Raw genomic sequence first — 14,842 nt, forward strand, 5'->3', positions numbered from 1 at the left:
TAATATTTCCTAATAAATTAATCTTTATTATAAATTAGTCTTCTTTTAATTGTATTTTGTAACCTAATTCTTCAACCATTTTTTTATCTGTTTCTATTGAAATGCCGGCAGTTGTGAGCATATCTCCTGTTATAGCTGCATTAGCTCCAGATAAAAAGCATGATTTTCCTTTGTCTTTTAAAAGTCCTCTTCCGCCTGCAAGTCTTATGAATGCTTTAGGATTAATAAATCTAAATATTGCGATTATTCTTCTCATATCATCTTCACTAAGAGGCTCTATGTTTTCAAAAGGAGTGTTTGCTATAGGATTAAGCATATTCACAGGTATTGACATTATTCCAAGCTCTCTAAGTTCTATTGCCATATCTATTCTGTCTTCCCAAGTTTCACCCATTCCCATAATACCGCCGCTGCATACAACCATTCCTGCTTTTTGAGCTCTTTTTATAGCTTTTATTTTATCATCATAAGTATGAGTAGTGCATACTTTAGGGAAAAAATTTCTTGAGGCTTCTAAATTATTATGAACTCTTTTAAGTCCTGCTTTTTTCATTTTACTAAATCCTTCCTCATCAAGCAAACCTAAAGAGGCACATATATATCCGTCAGTTTCTTTATTAAGAGTTTCAACAGTATCGTATATTTCATCAATTTCTTTTCCGTATAAAGCTCTTCCTGATGTTACTATAGAATATCTCAAAACACCTTTATCAAAATCACTTTTCCCCTGTTCTAATATTTTTTCTTTATTTAAAATATCATACTCTTCGCATTTTGTATCATAATGAGATGACTGGGCACAGAATTTACAGTTTTCTGAGCATTTTCCGCTTTTAGCATTTATTATAGAGCACATATCAAATGTATTAGAACAAAAATATTTTCTTATTCCATTAGCTATAAAACATAAATTATCCAATGGTGCTTCTATTAATTGCATAGCTTCTTCTTTTGTTATATCAAATCCTTTTATTATTTTCTGTATTAATTCTTCTAATGATATTTCTTTTTTTATGATTAAATCTATATTGTTCATTTTAAACCTCCTATTTATGATAATCTATGATTTATACTTCCTGATATAATTCTATCAATTTTACCGTCTTGAAATTCTGCTACAAGAGCAAAAGTTTTATCTATATCGAGAACCTTTACTATATGTTCTTCATTATGTATATTAAGCAAAACTTTTTTTCCTATTAAAAAAGAACGTTTTTTATATTCATCATAAAATGCTGCATTATTAAAATAGTATTCATACATTTTTTCTAATATTTTAGCTATCAAAATATTTCTTATATCTTTGTGATTTTCTGTATTATTAATTGAAACAGCTATATTATTAATCTCTTCAGGAAAACCATTTTTAGGAAAATTAACATTAATACCTATTCCTATAACAGCATATTCTAATTTTCCGTCTTCAAAACTAAAAGCTCCTTCTGTAAGTATTCCGCATACTTTTTTATCATTTATAAATACATCATTAATCCATTTTATCTGTGTGTTTTCATTTGAAATTTCTTCTATAGACTTTGACACAGCCATAGCCGCAGCAGTAGTGATAAATGAACTGTTAAAAATTTTTTTCTCTTTTTTTAGATTGAGTATGATACTCATATATATTCCTGTACCATAAGGAGAGAAAAAAGATTTTCCATTTCTTCCGTATCCGCTTGTCTGCTCTTCTGATAATACAACTGTTCCGCTTTCTGCTCCTTTTATTGCAAGTCCTCTAGCTATAATATTTGTAGATTCAACTGTTTTATATATAATAAAATTAAACTTATCATCATATTTAGACATGTTATTTTTTATGATTTTTGATGATAAAATATCTGTGTCTATTGACATTACATATCCTTTATTAGATACTGCTTTAATGTCATAACCTTCATTTTTAAGAGATTTTATTGATTTCCAAACTGCAGCACGGCTTACATTCAAGCTATTTGCCAATTTTTCACCAGATATATAAAGACCTTTATTTGATTCTAATATGGATATTATATCTTCTTTTATATTTCTACTCATAGAAGTAGAATAACATATATTAAATAATTGTCAACCATAAAAACATAAAAGGTTTACAATTATTATATTTTCTTTTTTTCTAATAATAATTGTTTTTTTTTCAATTTATATTGAATTATAAACTCATTTATTTTTTCTTTAGCATCATCATTGAATACATTATCCAGTTTTTTATACATATCTTCAAATTTTTTTATTTCAAAATCCATTTTTGCCATTGCTTTTATCAAGGCAGAAGCTTTTTCCCTTCGGCATTGCGTTTCTATTTCCATAAGCCTTTGATATGAAGCTTTAATATTTTCCATAGCTTCCTTATACGCTTCATCTTTAGCTTTTGCCATAAATATATTTATAATATCATTAATTATAATGTCAGCCATCAATAATTTCCATTTATAATATTTAACATTTAATCTGCTTTATCGAATTTGTCAATTTTATCTATAAATTGAATAATTATTTTAGAGAATTCATCTCCAGTAATATTTGAAGGGGCATGCTCGTAAAAGTCTTTCATCATTAATCTAACCACTTCCATTTTTTTTATAGTTTGATTAGTATCAGCTTCTTTTTTGGCAACATAAGCTTGGGCTTCTTTTATTAAATAATTACCTTTAGCATCTAATTCTCTAACTATTGCTTCAGATTGTGCTTTAATTTTTTGTATTGATACTATATCTGAAGCTATTTGAAGTATAGAGTCAAAATTATCAGCAGCAGCATTAATTAATTTATCTGCATTTTGTCCTTTAAATGCAACACTATTATTATCTTTTACTATTTCAGGATTAATAGCATCATCAATTTTTTTTATGCTTCTTGTGCTTTTTTTTAATTCAAAATCTCCCATAATTTTTATGCTCCTATTTCATTTTTAATTCTTTCTACATTATCAAGTAATTCCATAGTTTCTTTTTCATTAGGAATTTCTTCTTCATATTCATATTGACTAGAAAAATTATCAAAAATTTCTGTAATATTTTTTTTATTCTCTTCCCTAAGTTTTTCAAGATCTTTAATTATTGCAGGCTTAGCCTCTTCATACCATTTTTCAACACCATCTTTAACTTTTCCTTTTAATTTAGATTTCCAAGTAGCATAATCGATAATCATAGAAGCTAATTCAATTACAACAGCAGCAGCAGCACCTATTGCCTTTGTAGATGTAGCTCCTATTTTTGATAGGAATTGTTTTAAAGCATTATGCGTAGATTTTGAGAAAGTTTTTCCAAAAATTTCTCCTATTTTCTTTAATAAATGAGAAGCAGCATTTGCAACACCTGCAGCAGCTTTTCCGGCACCGCCGTATTTAGCAAAATAACCTAATAATCCTTGATTAAGTATTTTTTCTCCAAGTTTTTGTGCAATATTAATCTGTGCTTTATCCATAAAAGATGAAAATATTATTTCTATTTTACCAACAAATTGATTTATTACAGTGTTTAAATAATTTTCTAACTGCTTATCCAAATCTTCAAGTTCTATTGAAATATATCTTTGAACTTCAGATACTTCCTGTTTTATTGTAAATGGAAGTAAATGACTATTAACATAAGCTATAGTCTCATCTTTAAGCATTCTGTCTTCAGCATCTATAGAAGAACATATTTTTGAATTTACTACAGGAATAACATCTTGAAGTTTTTTCTTAACATTATTAATAACTCTGTCAAATGTGCTATCTATCATTTCAATAGCTTTAGATTTCTTGTTTTTGAATTCTTCAATTTCTTTTTTTATAGCTTCTTTTTGTTCTCTATTTAATTTAATACTTTGATATCTTTTATTTACTTCAACTTCACATTGGTAAAATAAATCTAAAATAAAATTATTAAAATTATTTTTTAAAGCTTCCTGTCTTTCTTGAGAATGTATTTTTTCTTCTATATACTTCCATAATTCACAAGATTGAGGAAGAGGATAGTCTTCTGTTTGTATAGCATTGATTATAAAATATTTAGGTTCATAATTTAGTATGTCTTTACCATATCTTAATATTTCTTTTATACGATTATCTTCTGCTGTTCTTCCCTCTGGTACTCTATTAATAACTATTGACACATCTACATCATTTCCTAAAAGTTCTTTTAAAAAATTTAGAAAAGTAAAGTCATTTTCCTGTATTCCTATTTTATAATTTACAACATATATAACTACATCACTATTTGGTAAAAATTCTTTTAATACTTCTTCATGTTCAGAAACTATAGAATTATAACCAGGCGTATCAAAAAGCCTTAAACCATTAAAATTATAATCTTTAATATTAGTTTGAAGTCTTAATCTTTCTAATTCTTTATCTGGATTTTTAGCAAGCTCATCAAAAGTTTCTTTATCTATAATTTCCATTGTTGCATCTTTATTGATGGCATAGTATGATTTTTCTTTTGCTTCATTGTCTGATAATATTTCTATGATGCTTCCTGTAGAAGGAGATGAACTTACATACAAAATATTTTCCTGCATTAATCCATTTAAAATACTAGATTTTCCGCTGCTTGTTTCTCCTAAAAATACAACGAAACTATCCGGATTATCTATTCTGTTCTTTAGGAATTTGGCAAGAACTATTAATCTGCTGTCATTTATATTATTACATAGAGAATATACCAATTCCATTTTTTTTACTAATTCTTGCATATTATTTCTCCTTGGCATTTAATGATTGTAAATAGTTAAGATCTTCTTGTAGCTTATTTAAATCATATTCTTGTTTGAAGTCTTTTTTTATAAGTTCTTCATTCTCTCTTTTCATCTCTTTAAATTCTTTTTTTCTATCATCAACATAATCCTCTAGAGATTTTATAATAGCAGTATGCATATTATTAAAATTACCTGTTATATTATTTTTTATGCCGTCTTTGAATTCTTTGAAATAATCTTCTAATTCATCTTTTACTTCACTAGCTCTTTGTGCTAAAATTGCTTTTCTAGATTTAGAACCAATAAATGCAGATATTAAACTTATAGCAGTACCTGCCAATAATCCTACTGCAGCACCTAAAGGTCCTCCAATAGCACCACCTATTGCCATTCCTGCAAATACTCCGCCTACACTTCCTCCTATTTTTATACCGACATCTAATCCTTTTTCCCATTTGAATGATTGAGGTTTACTAAAACTCATATTATTAAATGAAAGTTTATAATCTTCATTGTTTATGATATCCGATAACTCTAAAATCTGTTTTTCAATTTCGAATCTAATACTTGTAAACTCATCTAATACAGCATTTGATATCTCAGAATAATAATCTCTTTGATAATCTTCAAATGATTGTGATAGATTAGGACCATCTACAACTCCTTGATCTATAATATTATGCATTTGAGATCTAAATTTACCAAAATATTCAACTGATATATTTTCAGCAAAATTACGTATAGATTTTTTTGCATTATTTAAATAATTTATAATGCTTTCTACCTTTTCTTCTATTTCTATATTCTGTTTTTTAAACTTATTTTCATTTTCTTCTAATTTTTCTTTTAATTGTTCATTACTGCCATTAACAGCTTCTATTAAATCTTTAATAGAATCTACAGCAGATTTAATATAATTATTTAATCTTATATTAAAAATTTCTTCAGATTTTATTTTATTATCATGCGCAAAGTTTTCTAATTTTTTTAATAATACTTCGATATTAGATGATTTAATTTTTTCCTCGTCTTTATATATTCTTCCATAAGCTGCCTTATAAGCATTTACAACCATAATATCTTCTTTAAACTCTGTTTTTATTTTTTCAGCTATAGACTTTAAAATTTTTGTATTATAATCTATAGCTTCTTCTATCTCTCTTTTGTTCTCTCCAAATTCATTTTGTACAAAGATAACATTTGTAAATATCTCCCATATAGATCTTATAAATACTTCTTCATGCCTTCTTATAGTTGGTGATGTAGGTATAACAAATAAAGCACATGATAAATTTTCTATATATTTTTTTGTAGTCTTTTCATTGTTTTTAGTTAAACTTCCAACCCCCGGCAAATCAACTATAACAAGTCCATTTTTTAATATTTCAAGCGGTCTAAAAAGAACTATTTTTTCAACATTTTTTTCATTGCCATGATTATAATTATTATCAACATACTCTTTTAATTCATCCATAGTATGTACTATTTCAATCTTATCAGAATCAAAAAAATAAACTTCTGCTTTTTTATCTTCACCATATTTTACTTCCACAGGTACGCAAGTAGTTTCATCTGCTTCATTAGGAAGTATGTTTTCAGCAAGTATGGAATTAATTAATGTACTTTTTCCCATTCCCTGCATACCAAGTACTGGAACTATATCTTCTCTATTGTTAGAAATTTTGTTCTTTATTTCAAGAAGTTTTGTACCTAATTTATTTTCTTTAGAATAAAAATCTAATATATTTATTAATTTATCTTCTAATACTATATTCATTTTTTTCTCCCAAATAAACGTTTATAAAATGGTAAAGATAAATACTCTAAAGTTTCTTCAAATTCTTTAATCTTTAGACTATATTCCTCTTTTGATTTTTCCATACAATCTTTAATGTATGATATATCGGTTTCTAGCTTTTGTATTCTATTTTCTATATTTGAAGTTAATTCTATTTTTACATTTTCTATAAGTTCTTTATTTGAATCTATTTTACTGTTAATATCTTCTCTTATATTATTTAATTCTGTATTAATAGTATTTTCCATATCTTTAATATTGTTTAATTCTGTATTAATACCATTTGCTATATCTTCTTTAGATTTAGTAATACAATTTTCTAAGTAATTTTTATTTTCTTCTAAATCATTTTTGGAAAGTTCATTGCTTGCTTTATTCAATATATCTTTTATATTTTTATTTGCTTCTTCAAAGGCTTCTTCCAAAGTTTCTTTTATATTTTCTAATTTTCTATCTAATTTATTTAACTCATCTTCAAATGATAAATTTGAAATATTCTCTCTAATATTCTCTAGAACAGCTTTTTGATTTTCTATTTTTTCTAATATATCACTTGAAATATTTCTTTTTATATCTTCCATTAATTTCTTAGCAGTATTATCTGCTCTAAGTATCATAACATAACTCCTTATTTTCTTATTCTTAATATATTTGCTATATTATCAGAAACATTTTTATCTAAAAAAATACTATATTCTTTTTCTATTTCTCCTATAAGTTTTATCTCATCTTGAAGGTTTTTACATGGTTTTAATTGATGTTCTATAAATGATAAATTATATATAGGGTTTTCACTATTAATAATTATAATAGATTTACAATTAGTAATTTTTTCTATTTCTTCTTTGAAATCTAAAATAGATGAAAGCATTTCTGTAAAACTATTACTATTTATAAGCTGTTCAAAGTCTTCTATAACTAAAAATAAAAAATTACTATTTGATAATTTATCAAGCAATTTTATATCTTTAATTTGTTTTTTATTAAATCCTATTTGAGCATTAAGCATTAAATAAATATTATTATATCTATTAAAACTTATATTAATTTCATTAGGACTATATAAAAGGTTTAATGAAAAAGGTGAATCTTTTAATATAGAAGAAACATAATTTTTCATTTTATCATTAATTTCTACTATTTTATTAAAAAATCTTTTTATAAATAAACTTATAGATTGACTATCCCAACCTATTATCATATCATTTGCTTTATATATTTTTAAATGATTTAATAAGTTTTTCATTACTTCATCATTAAAGCTATATATAATGTATTCAGATAATAAAGAGAAATTATATATATAGTCATCAATTTCTATTTCTTCTAATGATATATTATTATCTTTCGTTGTTTCTTCTTTTTTTGATTTGTTGATATTGTTATGTTTTTTTAGACTTCTATAACCACGAAGTAAATTATCTAGTTCTTCTATTATAGATTTTGTTTCTTTTTGACTTAATAAGTTTTTTTGTTTATCTTCATAACTTCTTCTTTCTCTTTCCAATGCTAAATCAAATTGACCTGTTATAAATGAAAATTGATTATAATATTCTTCTATAGTTTTTGAATATATACTTTTTATCCTTTGTATATATTCTTTTATATTTTTCTCGGTTGCTTCCTTATTTATTTCTGTTTCATATTCTGTTATTTCTTCTTTTCCCCAATTATTATTACCCCAATCAAAAAATCTTGCTACTCCAGCAAAAAATCCAGGTTTGTCTCTCCATCTTTTTACTGGTTTTTTATCTTTTTGTACTTCTAAATTATACTGTGATACATTAACTTGACTGAAAGTTATATCTCTAGGAGGTATATTTAATTCTTTTGATATATTTATCAAGAAATTATAATAATTTTTAATAGTTTCTGTTATACCTTTTTCAAAATTATGTGCCATCTCTTTAGTTTTTTTTACTTTATCTTCTATATTCCCAGAGTTTAAACTAACATTTGTCATTTCAGATAAAGCATTAAAAAATATGCCTAAAAAGCTAGAAGAACTACTATTATTTTTATTAGCTGTATTGTTACTATTTAATGAATCATAACTAAATAAATTAAATAACTTTTCTATGTTATTATCAAAATCTTCTTTAGCTTTATTAATTTTAGAATCGTAACCTTCATATTGAAATTTGATATTATAATTAATTCCGCTTAACCTTTTTTTCTCATCTGATATTAATAAATCAAATTTACTAATTATACTATCTATTCTTTCTTCATCTATATTAGGTTTTTTATCATTAACCAATTTATTAACATTAGAAACGAATTCATCAAATCTATCTTCATACTTTTTTTCAATATTTATGTTTTCTGTTTTTTTTCTTAATATAAGGATAGAAGATAATTGGCATATAACTACAGACTGTTTATCATTTATATTACTATTGTTAATTATTCTTATAAGTCTATTTTTATGTTCCAAAGCAACTTCATCAGCACTTTTTGTACCTTCTATATTAGGGAGCACAGAATCAAGCATATTTTGTACTATAACAATAGGAATGTTTCTTGAAGCAATTTTATTTATAATTTCTCTAGTTTTATCATCACTATTTGTTTTTGTAGTTGTTACGTATATACATATATCTATTGTAGGAAGTAAAGTATCTAATGTAAGTTCCTCATGATATTCTAAGCCGTACGCTTCTAATCCAGGACTGTCTATTAATTCTATATCTTTATCTAAACTAAAATATGGTGTATATATTTCAAGGAATTCTACTCTGTTTTTATTATTTTCATTATATCGTTCATCATTATATTGTAAGATATTCTTAGGTAATACATTATCATATTCTTTTTTTCTTCCATCATTAAAATATATGATTAACTTTTCATTATTCCCATAAAAACAACTTGTTATACTGCTTGAATTTGGTACTACAGCTGTAGAAAGTATTTGTTTTCCCATTATTGCATTAATAAGAGTAGATTTTCCGCTGCTTGTAATACCAATAATACCTACTCTTACCCTATTATTTCGCCATTTTTCTTTTCTATTTTCAAGCCAAACAATATCTTCATTATACCTTTTTTTAACATTTGTATTTTTTGATAAAATTGGAATTATATTATTTATTAATTCTAATGCAGTAGACATGTATTAGATTATATCATAAAAAAAAATATAATCAACTTTTTTATATGTAATTGTACATTAAAAATCAAATCTATATGTATATAATATATTCATTGCTTGTAAATTTAGATATAAACAGTATAGATTATATACAAGATTCAAAATAAAGTGTATTAATATTATACCATTAATTAGTTTTTAATTTTACAAATATCAATAAAATAACAATTAATGTATTATTTTAATACTAAAAATCAAATTTTATTGGTACAATTCTTGCATATATATTAGTGTAGCGATGATAAAAACTTAAAAAAGTTACAAAATATATAAAGATGCTACATTAAATGAAATTAGAAATATAAAAGTTAATAAGGAGTTTTAACTATGACTAAAAACATATTTTTACCAGCTTTACATACTATATTAGATGATTTTAGAGGTTTTGATGAAGCATTTAATGGCTTATACAATAGTAATGAAATAAAAAGAGCATGCCACTATAATATAGAAGAAAATGATAAAAACTACTCTATAGAAATAGATATGCCTGGAGTAAAAAAAGAAGATTTAGAAATAGGTATAAAAGAAAATGTATTATCTATTTCTGCTAAACGCAAAAAAACAGTAAAAACAGAAAATGGAGAATCCAAAGAAGAAATCATATCAAGCTATGAACAAAGCTTTAATGTAAGCACAAAAGGTATTGATATAGAAAATATAGAAGCTAACTTAAATAATGGAGTTTTGACTATAGCTCTTCCAAAAAAAGAAGAGATTAAATATGAGAAAAAAATTAATATAGCTTAATGAGTTTAATTAGAGGTTTATGAGAATTTTTAGAATATGAAATAAGGAGATTTCAATATGTCAAAAAGAATATTTGTACCAACTTTACATTCAATTTTTTCAAATACTAATAGATACAATAATCCTGTAGGAAATTACAATCATTACAGAGATTATGAACATAGAATGCTTGATTATAGAATAGATGAAGATGAAAAGAGCTACTGCCTAGAAATAGATATGCCTGGAGTTAGGAAAGAAGATTTAGAAATAGGTATAAAAGAAAATATATTATCTATTTCTGCTAAAAGAAAAAAAATGATGAAATCAGATGATGGAGAAACAAAGGAAGAAGTTATTTCAAGTTATGAGCAGAGTTTCAATATTAGTACAAAAGGTATTGATGTAGAAAATATAGAAGCCAACTTAAATAATGGAGTTTTAGTTATAAACCTTCCAAAGAAAGAAGAGTTTAAGTATGAGAAAAAAATTGAGATTAAAGGGGAATAATAAACAATAAAATAAGCATTTCAAATTCATAATATATAATCCATAATAATAAAAGGCGTATGTTTAAACACATACGCCTTAATTTTGTTTATTAAAAAATTAACTCCATTTACTCATATCCATTTGTTTAGTCAATTTAGCAACAACAGCAGTACCGCATAAATCTCCTGATATATTCAAAGCTGTTCTTCCCATATCAAGTAAAGCATCTATTCCTACTATCATACCATAAGCAGCAGCCACATTAGCATTAGAATTAATATCTAGTCCTATAGAATTGAGAACCATTAAAAGCATAATAGAACCGGCTCCAGGAACACCAGCTGTACCAATAGCAGCCAAAACAGACACTATAACAACCGTTAATTGAGAATCAAAATTCAAATGATTTCCGCTTGCATTAGCTATAAAAATAGCACAAATACCTAAATATATTGCAGTACCATTCATATTTATAGTTGCACCTAAAGGTAAAGTAAAGCTATAAATACCTTGATTAATTCCCATTTGTTCATCGGCAATTTTCATAGATATAGGCAATGTTCCGCCTGAAGAACGTGTAACAAAGGCTGTAAATAAAGGCTCAGAAATCTTTTTTAAGAATTTAAGAGGGTTTATTCCAAAAATAATATTTATTATACTGTAAACAATCACTAATTGAATGATAAAAGAAAAATAAATAGTGAATGTAACTTTAAATAAAGAACCGAATGAACTAGGTCCGTTTTTAGCAAATACTGTAAATATCAATGCCAAAACACCTATAGGAGCATAGAACATTATCCATCCTACAATTTTGATTATAATATGTGTACATCCGTCAAAAAATTTATACACTATCTCAGCATTTTCTTTTGTTTTTTCATTGTGTCTGCAAAATGCCAATGATATTCCAAAGAAAATAGCAAAAAATATAGTAGGAAGAACATCTCCGTCACCTTTTGCAAATGAAGCGAATGGGTTTGTAGGTATTGTGGAAAGTAATGTATCTATAAAACTTGGTTTAGTAAACTCTTTAGTTGCCGCCATAGCAAAATCTAAATCCATTCCCAAACCCGGTTTAAATATATTGCCTATAAAAAGACCGAATATAGATGATATTGCTGATGTTACTATATAAAATGCCAATATTATAATACCAACTATACCTAAATCTTTAGGCGATATGCTTGATACTCCGCTTATTAAAGTAAAAAGTATTACAGGCATTACTATCATTTTTAAAAGTCTTATAAATATAGTGCCTATAGGATCAGCTATAGCTATAAGTTTTGCAGTAGTTTCAGCAGAAGCATTTAATGAAACTATCATACCAAGTACAGCACCTGCTATTAAGCTTATAAGTATAAAAATCAGCAGCTTGCTTTTAACATCTTTAAGCATACTCATAAAAAAAATCCTTAAATAATTATTATTCTGTATTTTAAATTATGTTAATAAATATTAAAAAATCAATACTACATAAGATTATTTAATATTTTAAATTTAAAAAATATAACTTTTTTGTTCTATAATAATAAACCAATACAATAATAATAATTAAAATTTTATCCGTAAAAAATACAAAAATATGTACTTTATAAATTATATCTTCTCATAAATATTACAAAATATATTATTCCTATGAAAAACGGAATTACAGAGGATACAGACATTGAAGCATATATACCCAAAAATCCAATACTGTTTTCCAATATCCTTGATAAAATAACTTTAAAGAAGATTGAATCAATAAATGAATTAATAAATGATAAATATGATTTCTGCATGCCTATAAGAAAACTATCCAATATATACATAACAGCATAAATAATTCCATTAAAAGAGGCGCATATTCTTAAGTAAAATACGGCATCATTTACTGTCTTTTCATCGCCGCTGTAAAATAAAGATATAATATCTATTGCAAACAAATGTATAAATATAATTGCTGCTGCTGTAATCAATATATTGAAAAATATTCCAAACACAACAATATTTTTTATTTCTCTATAGTTCCTCTCACCAATATTTTTTGAAACAATTATACTCAAAGCCTCCCCTACAGACCAAGAAATCATGCCTATAAAAGTATTGATTTTTAATCCTATTGTGAATCCCGCTATTACATCATATTTATTCATCATTATGTTAACTATAAAATACGACATATTTATTATAAGCATTTGAAATATGCATGGAAAAGAAAGTAATATCAATTCTATTATAACTTCTGTATTAATATCAAAACTTATATACTCTCTTACAAAATATAATGATAATAAAAAACTTATAGCCTGCGATATTACAGTAGCTAAAGCAGCACCTTTTACAGACATACTCAATAACACTACGAACAAAAAATCAAGTATAATATTAATCAAAGCGGCAATTATAATAAAATATAATGCAGCTTTTTCCTTTCCTATTGATTTTATTACAGATGATAAAGAAGAATATAAAAACATAAATGATACGCCTATAAAAATTATTCTAATATAATCATAAGCATAATTAAATGATTCCTTTGGTATATTCATAAAAATTAATATTTGTTTAGAAAATATTATACCTATTATTGAAATTATTATAGAAGACAAAACAGCTAGAAATATTAAATTGCCGATACTTTGTTTATATTTTATTATATCTTTAGAGCCTCTGTATTTGGATATTATAACAGAACCTCCTATAGATAAACCCAAAGATATAGAATTTACTATAAACATAATTGAAGCACAATTTCCCAATGCAGCAATTCCCTCTTTTCCTACTGTATGCGAAATGAATATTATATCTATTATGCTGTATAAATATTGAAGTGTATTAGAAATAAATAATATAATTGAAAATTTGATTAAATACATGAAACTTTCCTTGAATTAAAACAAAAGACAAATGCATACAAAAAATTTATAAACCGCAAAGAACTGCAGTATAATTATTTTTTAGTATGCCCCAACAATAATTTTATAAAATACTGTAGGAGCTTAATTCAATAACAAGTTTCATATATCTATATTATTTGAATCAATATAATTGTCAAGTATTGATATTATTGTGATTTTATTTTATTATATATAAAATGTATAATTAAAAAAAATAATAATATATAAATACACTACACTATAATAGTATATATTATTGACATAATATCAAATTAATTTTATAATATGAAAAAATTATTTATAAATATACTAAAATGTTTAGCATTAAAACACATTTCATAAAAATAGTATCAATAATAATTCTTCTATTATCCTTACTATCATCAAGTTTGTTTGCAGAAATAGATTTTAATTTGATTATGCCGTTTGGGTATAATTTCACTTTCTCTGATGCAAAAATCACAGAAAGTTATATTTCCTTAATATCTTTAAAAAATACGGATTATTATGAAGTCGGCGTACAGTCTCAAATAGGATATAATTTTGATACAAAAAATAGTATTTTTAAAAGTATAAGTATAATGGCTGAAATAGGATATCAATTATCCCCAATGTCAGTATCTTATAATAATTCCTACAGCGAAGTTACAAACAATATATTATTTCACACTTTACATATAGGATTAATTCAAAAATTCTATGTGCTTGACAGATTATCATTCGGTATAGGAGGCGGAATAAGAATACCTTTTTCTGCCGATGTTAAAGTATACGGAGATGATTTAAGATACCCGCCTATTCCAACTAATAATGGAAAATATGATTATAGTTATATAAAATCTTTATTCAACAGCAGAGTTATTCCATATATAAAATTGACTATGGACGGATATTATTTCTTTAATGATTTTGTTTCTTTGATTATAGGTCTTTATATCACATACAGTATGGATATGAACTTTAATACAGATAAATTGAATTCCGCTTTTCGCACTGCATATTATCATAACTACTCATATTCATCTATAGGTGCGGGTATTAATATAGGTTTATCCATTGGAAGAAAAGGAAGCAATGAAAGAAAAATAATTGAATGATTAACTTAAA

Annotated in this window: 13 protein-coding genes; 3 read left to right on the plus strand and 10 right to left on the minus strand. The window is 25.1% G+C overall.

The window, feature by feature from the left end; genetic code table 11:
• Positions 1 to 34 precede the first annotated feature (34 nt).
• The 8 genes from bioB to T324_RS0114915 form a co-directional block, all read right to left on the minus strand.
• Complete coding sequence (gene bioB, locus T324_RS0114880) at positions 35 to 1,036, minus strand: biotin synthase BioB (RefSeq protein ID WP_028330984.1); 1,002 nt, start codon at positions 1,034 to 1,036, stop codon at positions 35 to 37.
• 14 nt (positions 1,037 to 1,050) lie between these two features.
• Complete coding sequence (locus tag T324_RS0114885) at positions 1,051 to 2,034, minus strand: biotin--[acetyl-CoA-carboxylase] ligase (RefSeq protein WP_028330985.1); 984 nt, start codon at positions 2,032 to 2,034, stop codon at positions 1,051 to 1,053.
• Between the two features lie 62 nt (positions 2,035 to 2,096).
• Positions 2,097 to 2,414, minus strand: a complete 318-nt coding sequence (locus tag T324_RS0114890) for a hypothetical protein (RefSeq protein WP_028330986.1) — start codon at positions 2,412 to 2,414, stop codon at positions 2,097 to 2,099.
• 29 nt (positions 2,415 to 2,443) lie between these two features.
• Positions 2,444 to 2,884 carry a hypothetical protein gene (locus T324_RS0114895; RefSeq protein ID WP_028330987.1) on the minus strand — a complete coding sequence of 147 codons (441 nt, stop codon included), beginning with the start codon at positions 2,882 to 2,884 and terminating at the stop codon, positions 2,444 to 2,446.
• Positions 2,885 to 2,889: 5 nt separating this feature from the next.
• Positions 2,890 to 4,674, minus strand: coding sequence for a dynamin family protein (locus T324_RS0114900; RefSeq protein WP_028330988.1), 1,785 nt, complete (start codon positions 4,672 to 4,674; stop codon positions 2,890 to 2,892).
• A gap of 1 nt (position 4,675) precedes the next feature.
• Positions 4,676 to 6,454 carry a dynamin family protein gene (locus T324_RS0114905; RefSeq protein ID WP_028330989.1) on the minus strand — a complete coding sequence of 593 codons (1,779 nt, stop codon included), beginning with the start codon at positions 6,452 to 6,454 and terminating at the stop codon, positions 4,676 to 4,678.
• On the minus strand, positions 6,451 to 7,092 hold the full coding sequence (locus T324_RS0114910; protein ID WP_028330990.1) for a hypothetical protein: 642 nt from the start codon (positions 7,090 to 7,092) through the stop codon (positions 6,451 to 6,453). The genes T324_RS0114905 and T324_RS0114910 overlap by 4 nt, the downstream gene beginning before the upstream one ends.
• Positions 7,093 to 7,103: 11 nt before the next feature.
• Positions 7,104 to 9,590 (minus strand): dynamin family protein, encoded by a 2,487-nt coding sequence (locus tag T324_RS0114915; RefSeq protein WP_028330991.1) that lies wholly within the window; start codon positions 9,588 to 9,590, stop codon positions 7,104 to 7,106.
• A 366-nt stretch (positions 9,591 to 9,956) separates the two neighbouring features.
• Between T324_RS0114915 and T324_RS0114920 the strand changes: the two genes are divergently transcribed.
• On the plus strand, positions 9,957 to 10,379 hold the full coding sequence (locus tag T324_RS0114920) for an Hsp20/alpha crystallin family protein (protein WP_028330992.1): 423 nt from the start codon (positions 9,957 to 9,959) through the stop codon (positions 10,377 to 10,379).
• A 57-nt stretch (positions 10,380 to 10,436) separates the two neighbouring features.
• Entirely contained in the window at positions 10,437 to 10,868 is a 432-nt protein-coding gene (locus tag T324_RS0114925; protein ID WP_028330993.1) for an Hsp20/alpha crystallin family protein, read from the plus strand.
• Between the two features lie 99 nt (positions 10,869 to 10,967).
• Here the strand turns inward: T324_RS0114925 and T324_RS0114930 are convergent, their stop codons facing one another.
• Together T324_RS0114930 and T324_RS0114935 are read right to left on the minus strand one after the other, a co-directional pair.
• Complete coding sequence (locus T324_RS0114930) at positions 10,968 to 12,257, minus strand: dicarboxylate/amino acid:cation symporter (RefSeq protein ID WP_028330994.1); 1,290 nt, start codon at positions 12,255 to 12,257, stop codon at positions 10,968 to 10,970.
• A gap of 188 nt (positions 12,258 to 12,445) precedes the next feature.
• The gene (locus tag T324_RS0114935; protein ID WP_028330995.1) at positions 12,446 to 13,714 is read right to left on the minus strand and encodes an MATE family efflux transporter; all 1,269 of its coding nucleotides are present in this window, start codon (positions 13,712 to 13,714) and stop codon (positions 12,446 to 12,448) included.
• Between the two features lie 335 nt (positions 13,715 to 14,049).
• Here T324_RS0114935 and T324_RS0114940 point away from each other — a divergent pair, with 335 nt between their 5' ends.
• Entirely contained in the window at positions 14,050 to 14,832 is a 783-nt protein-coding gene (locus T324_RS0114940; RefSeq protein ID WP_245580741.1) for a hypothetical protein, read from the plus strand.
• The last annotated feature ends 10 nt before the right edge of the window (positions 14,833 to 14,842 follow it).

Origin of the sequence: Brachyspira alvinipulli ATCC 51933 (genome assembly GCF_000518245.1) — a bacterium.
GTDB classification, from domain to species: Bacteria; Spirochaetota; Brachyspiria; order Brachyspirales; family Brachyspiraceae; genus Brachyspira; species Brachyspira alvinipulli.

Bases quoted from the DNA above. Each gene is read 5' to 3' on its own strand.
- bioB (WP_028330984.1), bottom strand. From the start codon at position 1,036: ATGAACAATATAGATTTAATCATAAAAAAAGAAATATCATTAGAAGAA.
- T324_RS0114885 (WP_028330985.1), bottom strand. From the start codon at position 2,034: ATGAGTAGAAATATAAAAGAAGATATAATATCCATATTAGAATCAAAT.
- T324_RS0114890 (WP_028330986.1), bottom strand. From the start codon at position 2,414: ATGGCTGACATTATAATTAATGATATTATAAATATATTTATGGCAAAA.
- T324_RS0114895 (WP_028330987.1), bottom strand. From the start codon at position 2,884: ATGGGAGATTTTGAATTAAAAAAAAGCACAAGAAGCATAAAAAAAATT.
- T324_RS0114900 (WP_028330988.1), bottom strand. From the start codon at position 4,674: ATGCAAGAATTAGTAAAAAAAATGGAATTGGTATATTCTCTATGTAAT.
- T324_RS0114905 (WP_028330989.1), bottom strand. From the start codon at position 6,454: ATGAATATAGTATTAGAAGATAAATTAATAAATATATTAGATTTTTAT.
- T324_RS0114910 (WP_028330990.1), bottom strand. From the start codon at position 7,092: ATGATACTTAGAGCAGATAATACTGCTAAGAAATTAATGGAAGATATA.
- T324_RS0114915 (WP_028330991.1), bottom strand. From the start codon at position 9,590: ATGTCTACTGCATTAGAATTAATAAATAATATAATTCCAATTTTATCA.
- T324_RS0114920 (WP_028330992.1), top strand. From the start codon at position 9,957: ATGACTAAAAACATATTTTTACCAGCTTTACATACTATATTAGATGAT.
- T324_RS0114925 (WP_028330993.1), top strand. From the start codon at position 10,437: ATGTCAAAAAGAATATTTGTACCAACTTTACATTCAATTTTTTCAAAT.
- T324_RS0114930 (WP_028330994.1), bottom strand. From the start codon at position 12,257: ATGAGTATGCTTAAAGATGTTAAAAGCAAGCTGCTGATTTTTATACTT.
- T324_RS0114935 (WP_028330995.1), bottom strand. From the start codon at position 13,714: ATGTATTTAATCAAATTTTCAATTATATTATTTATTTCTAATACACTT.
- T324_RS0114940 (WP_245580741.1), top strand. From the start codon at position 14,050: ATGTTTAGCATTAAAACACATTTCATAAAAATAGTATCAATAATAATT.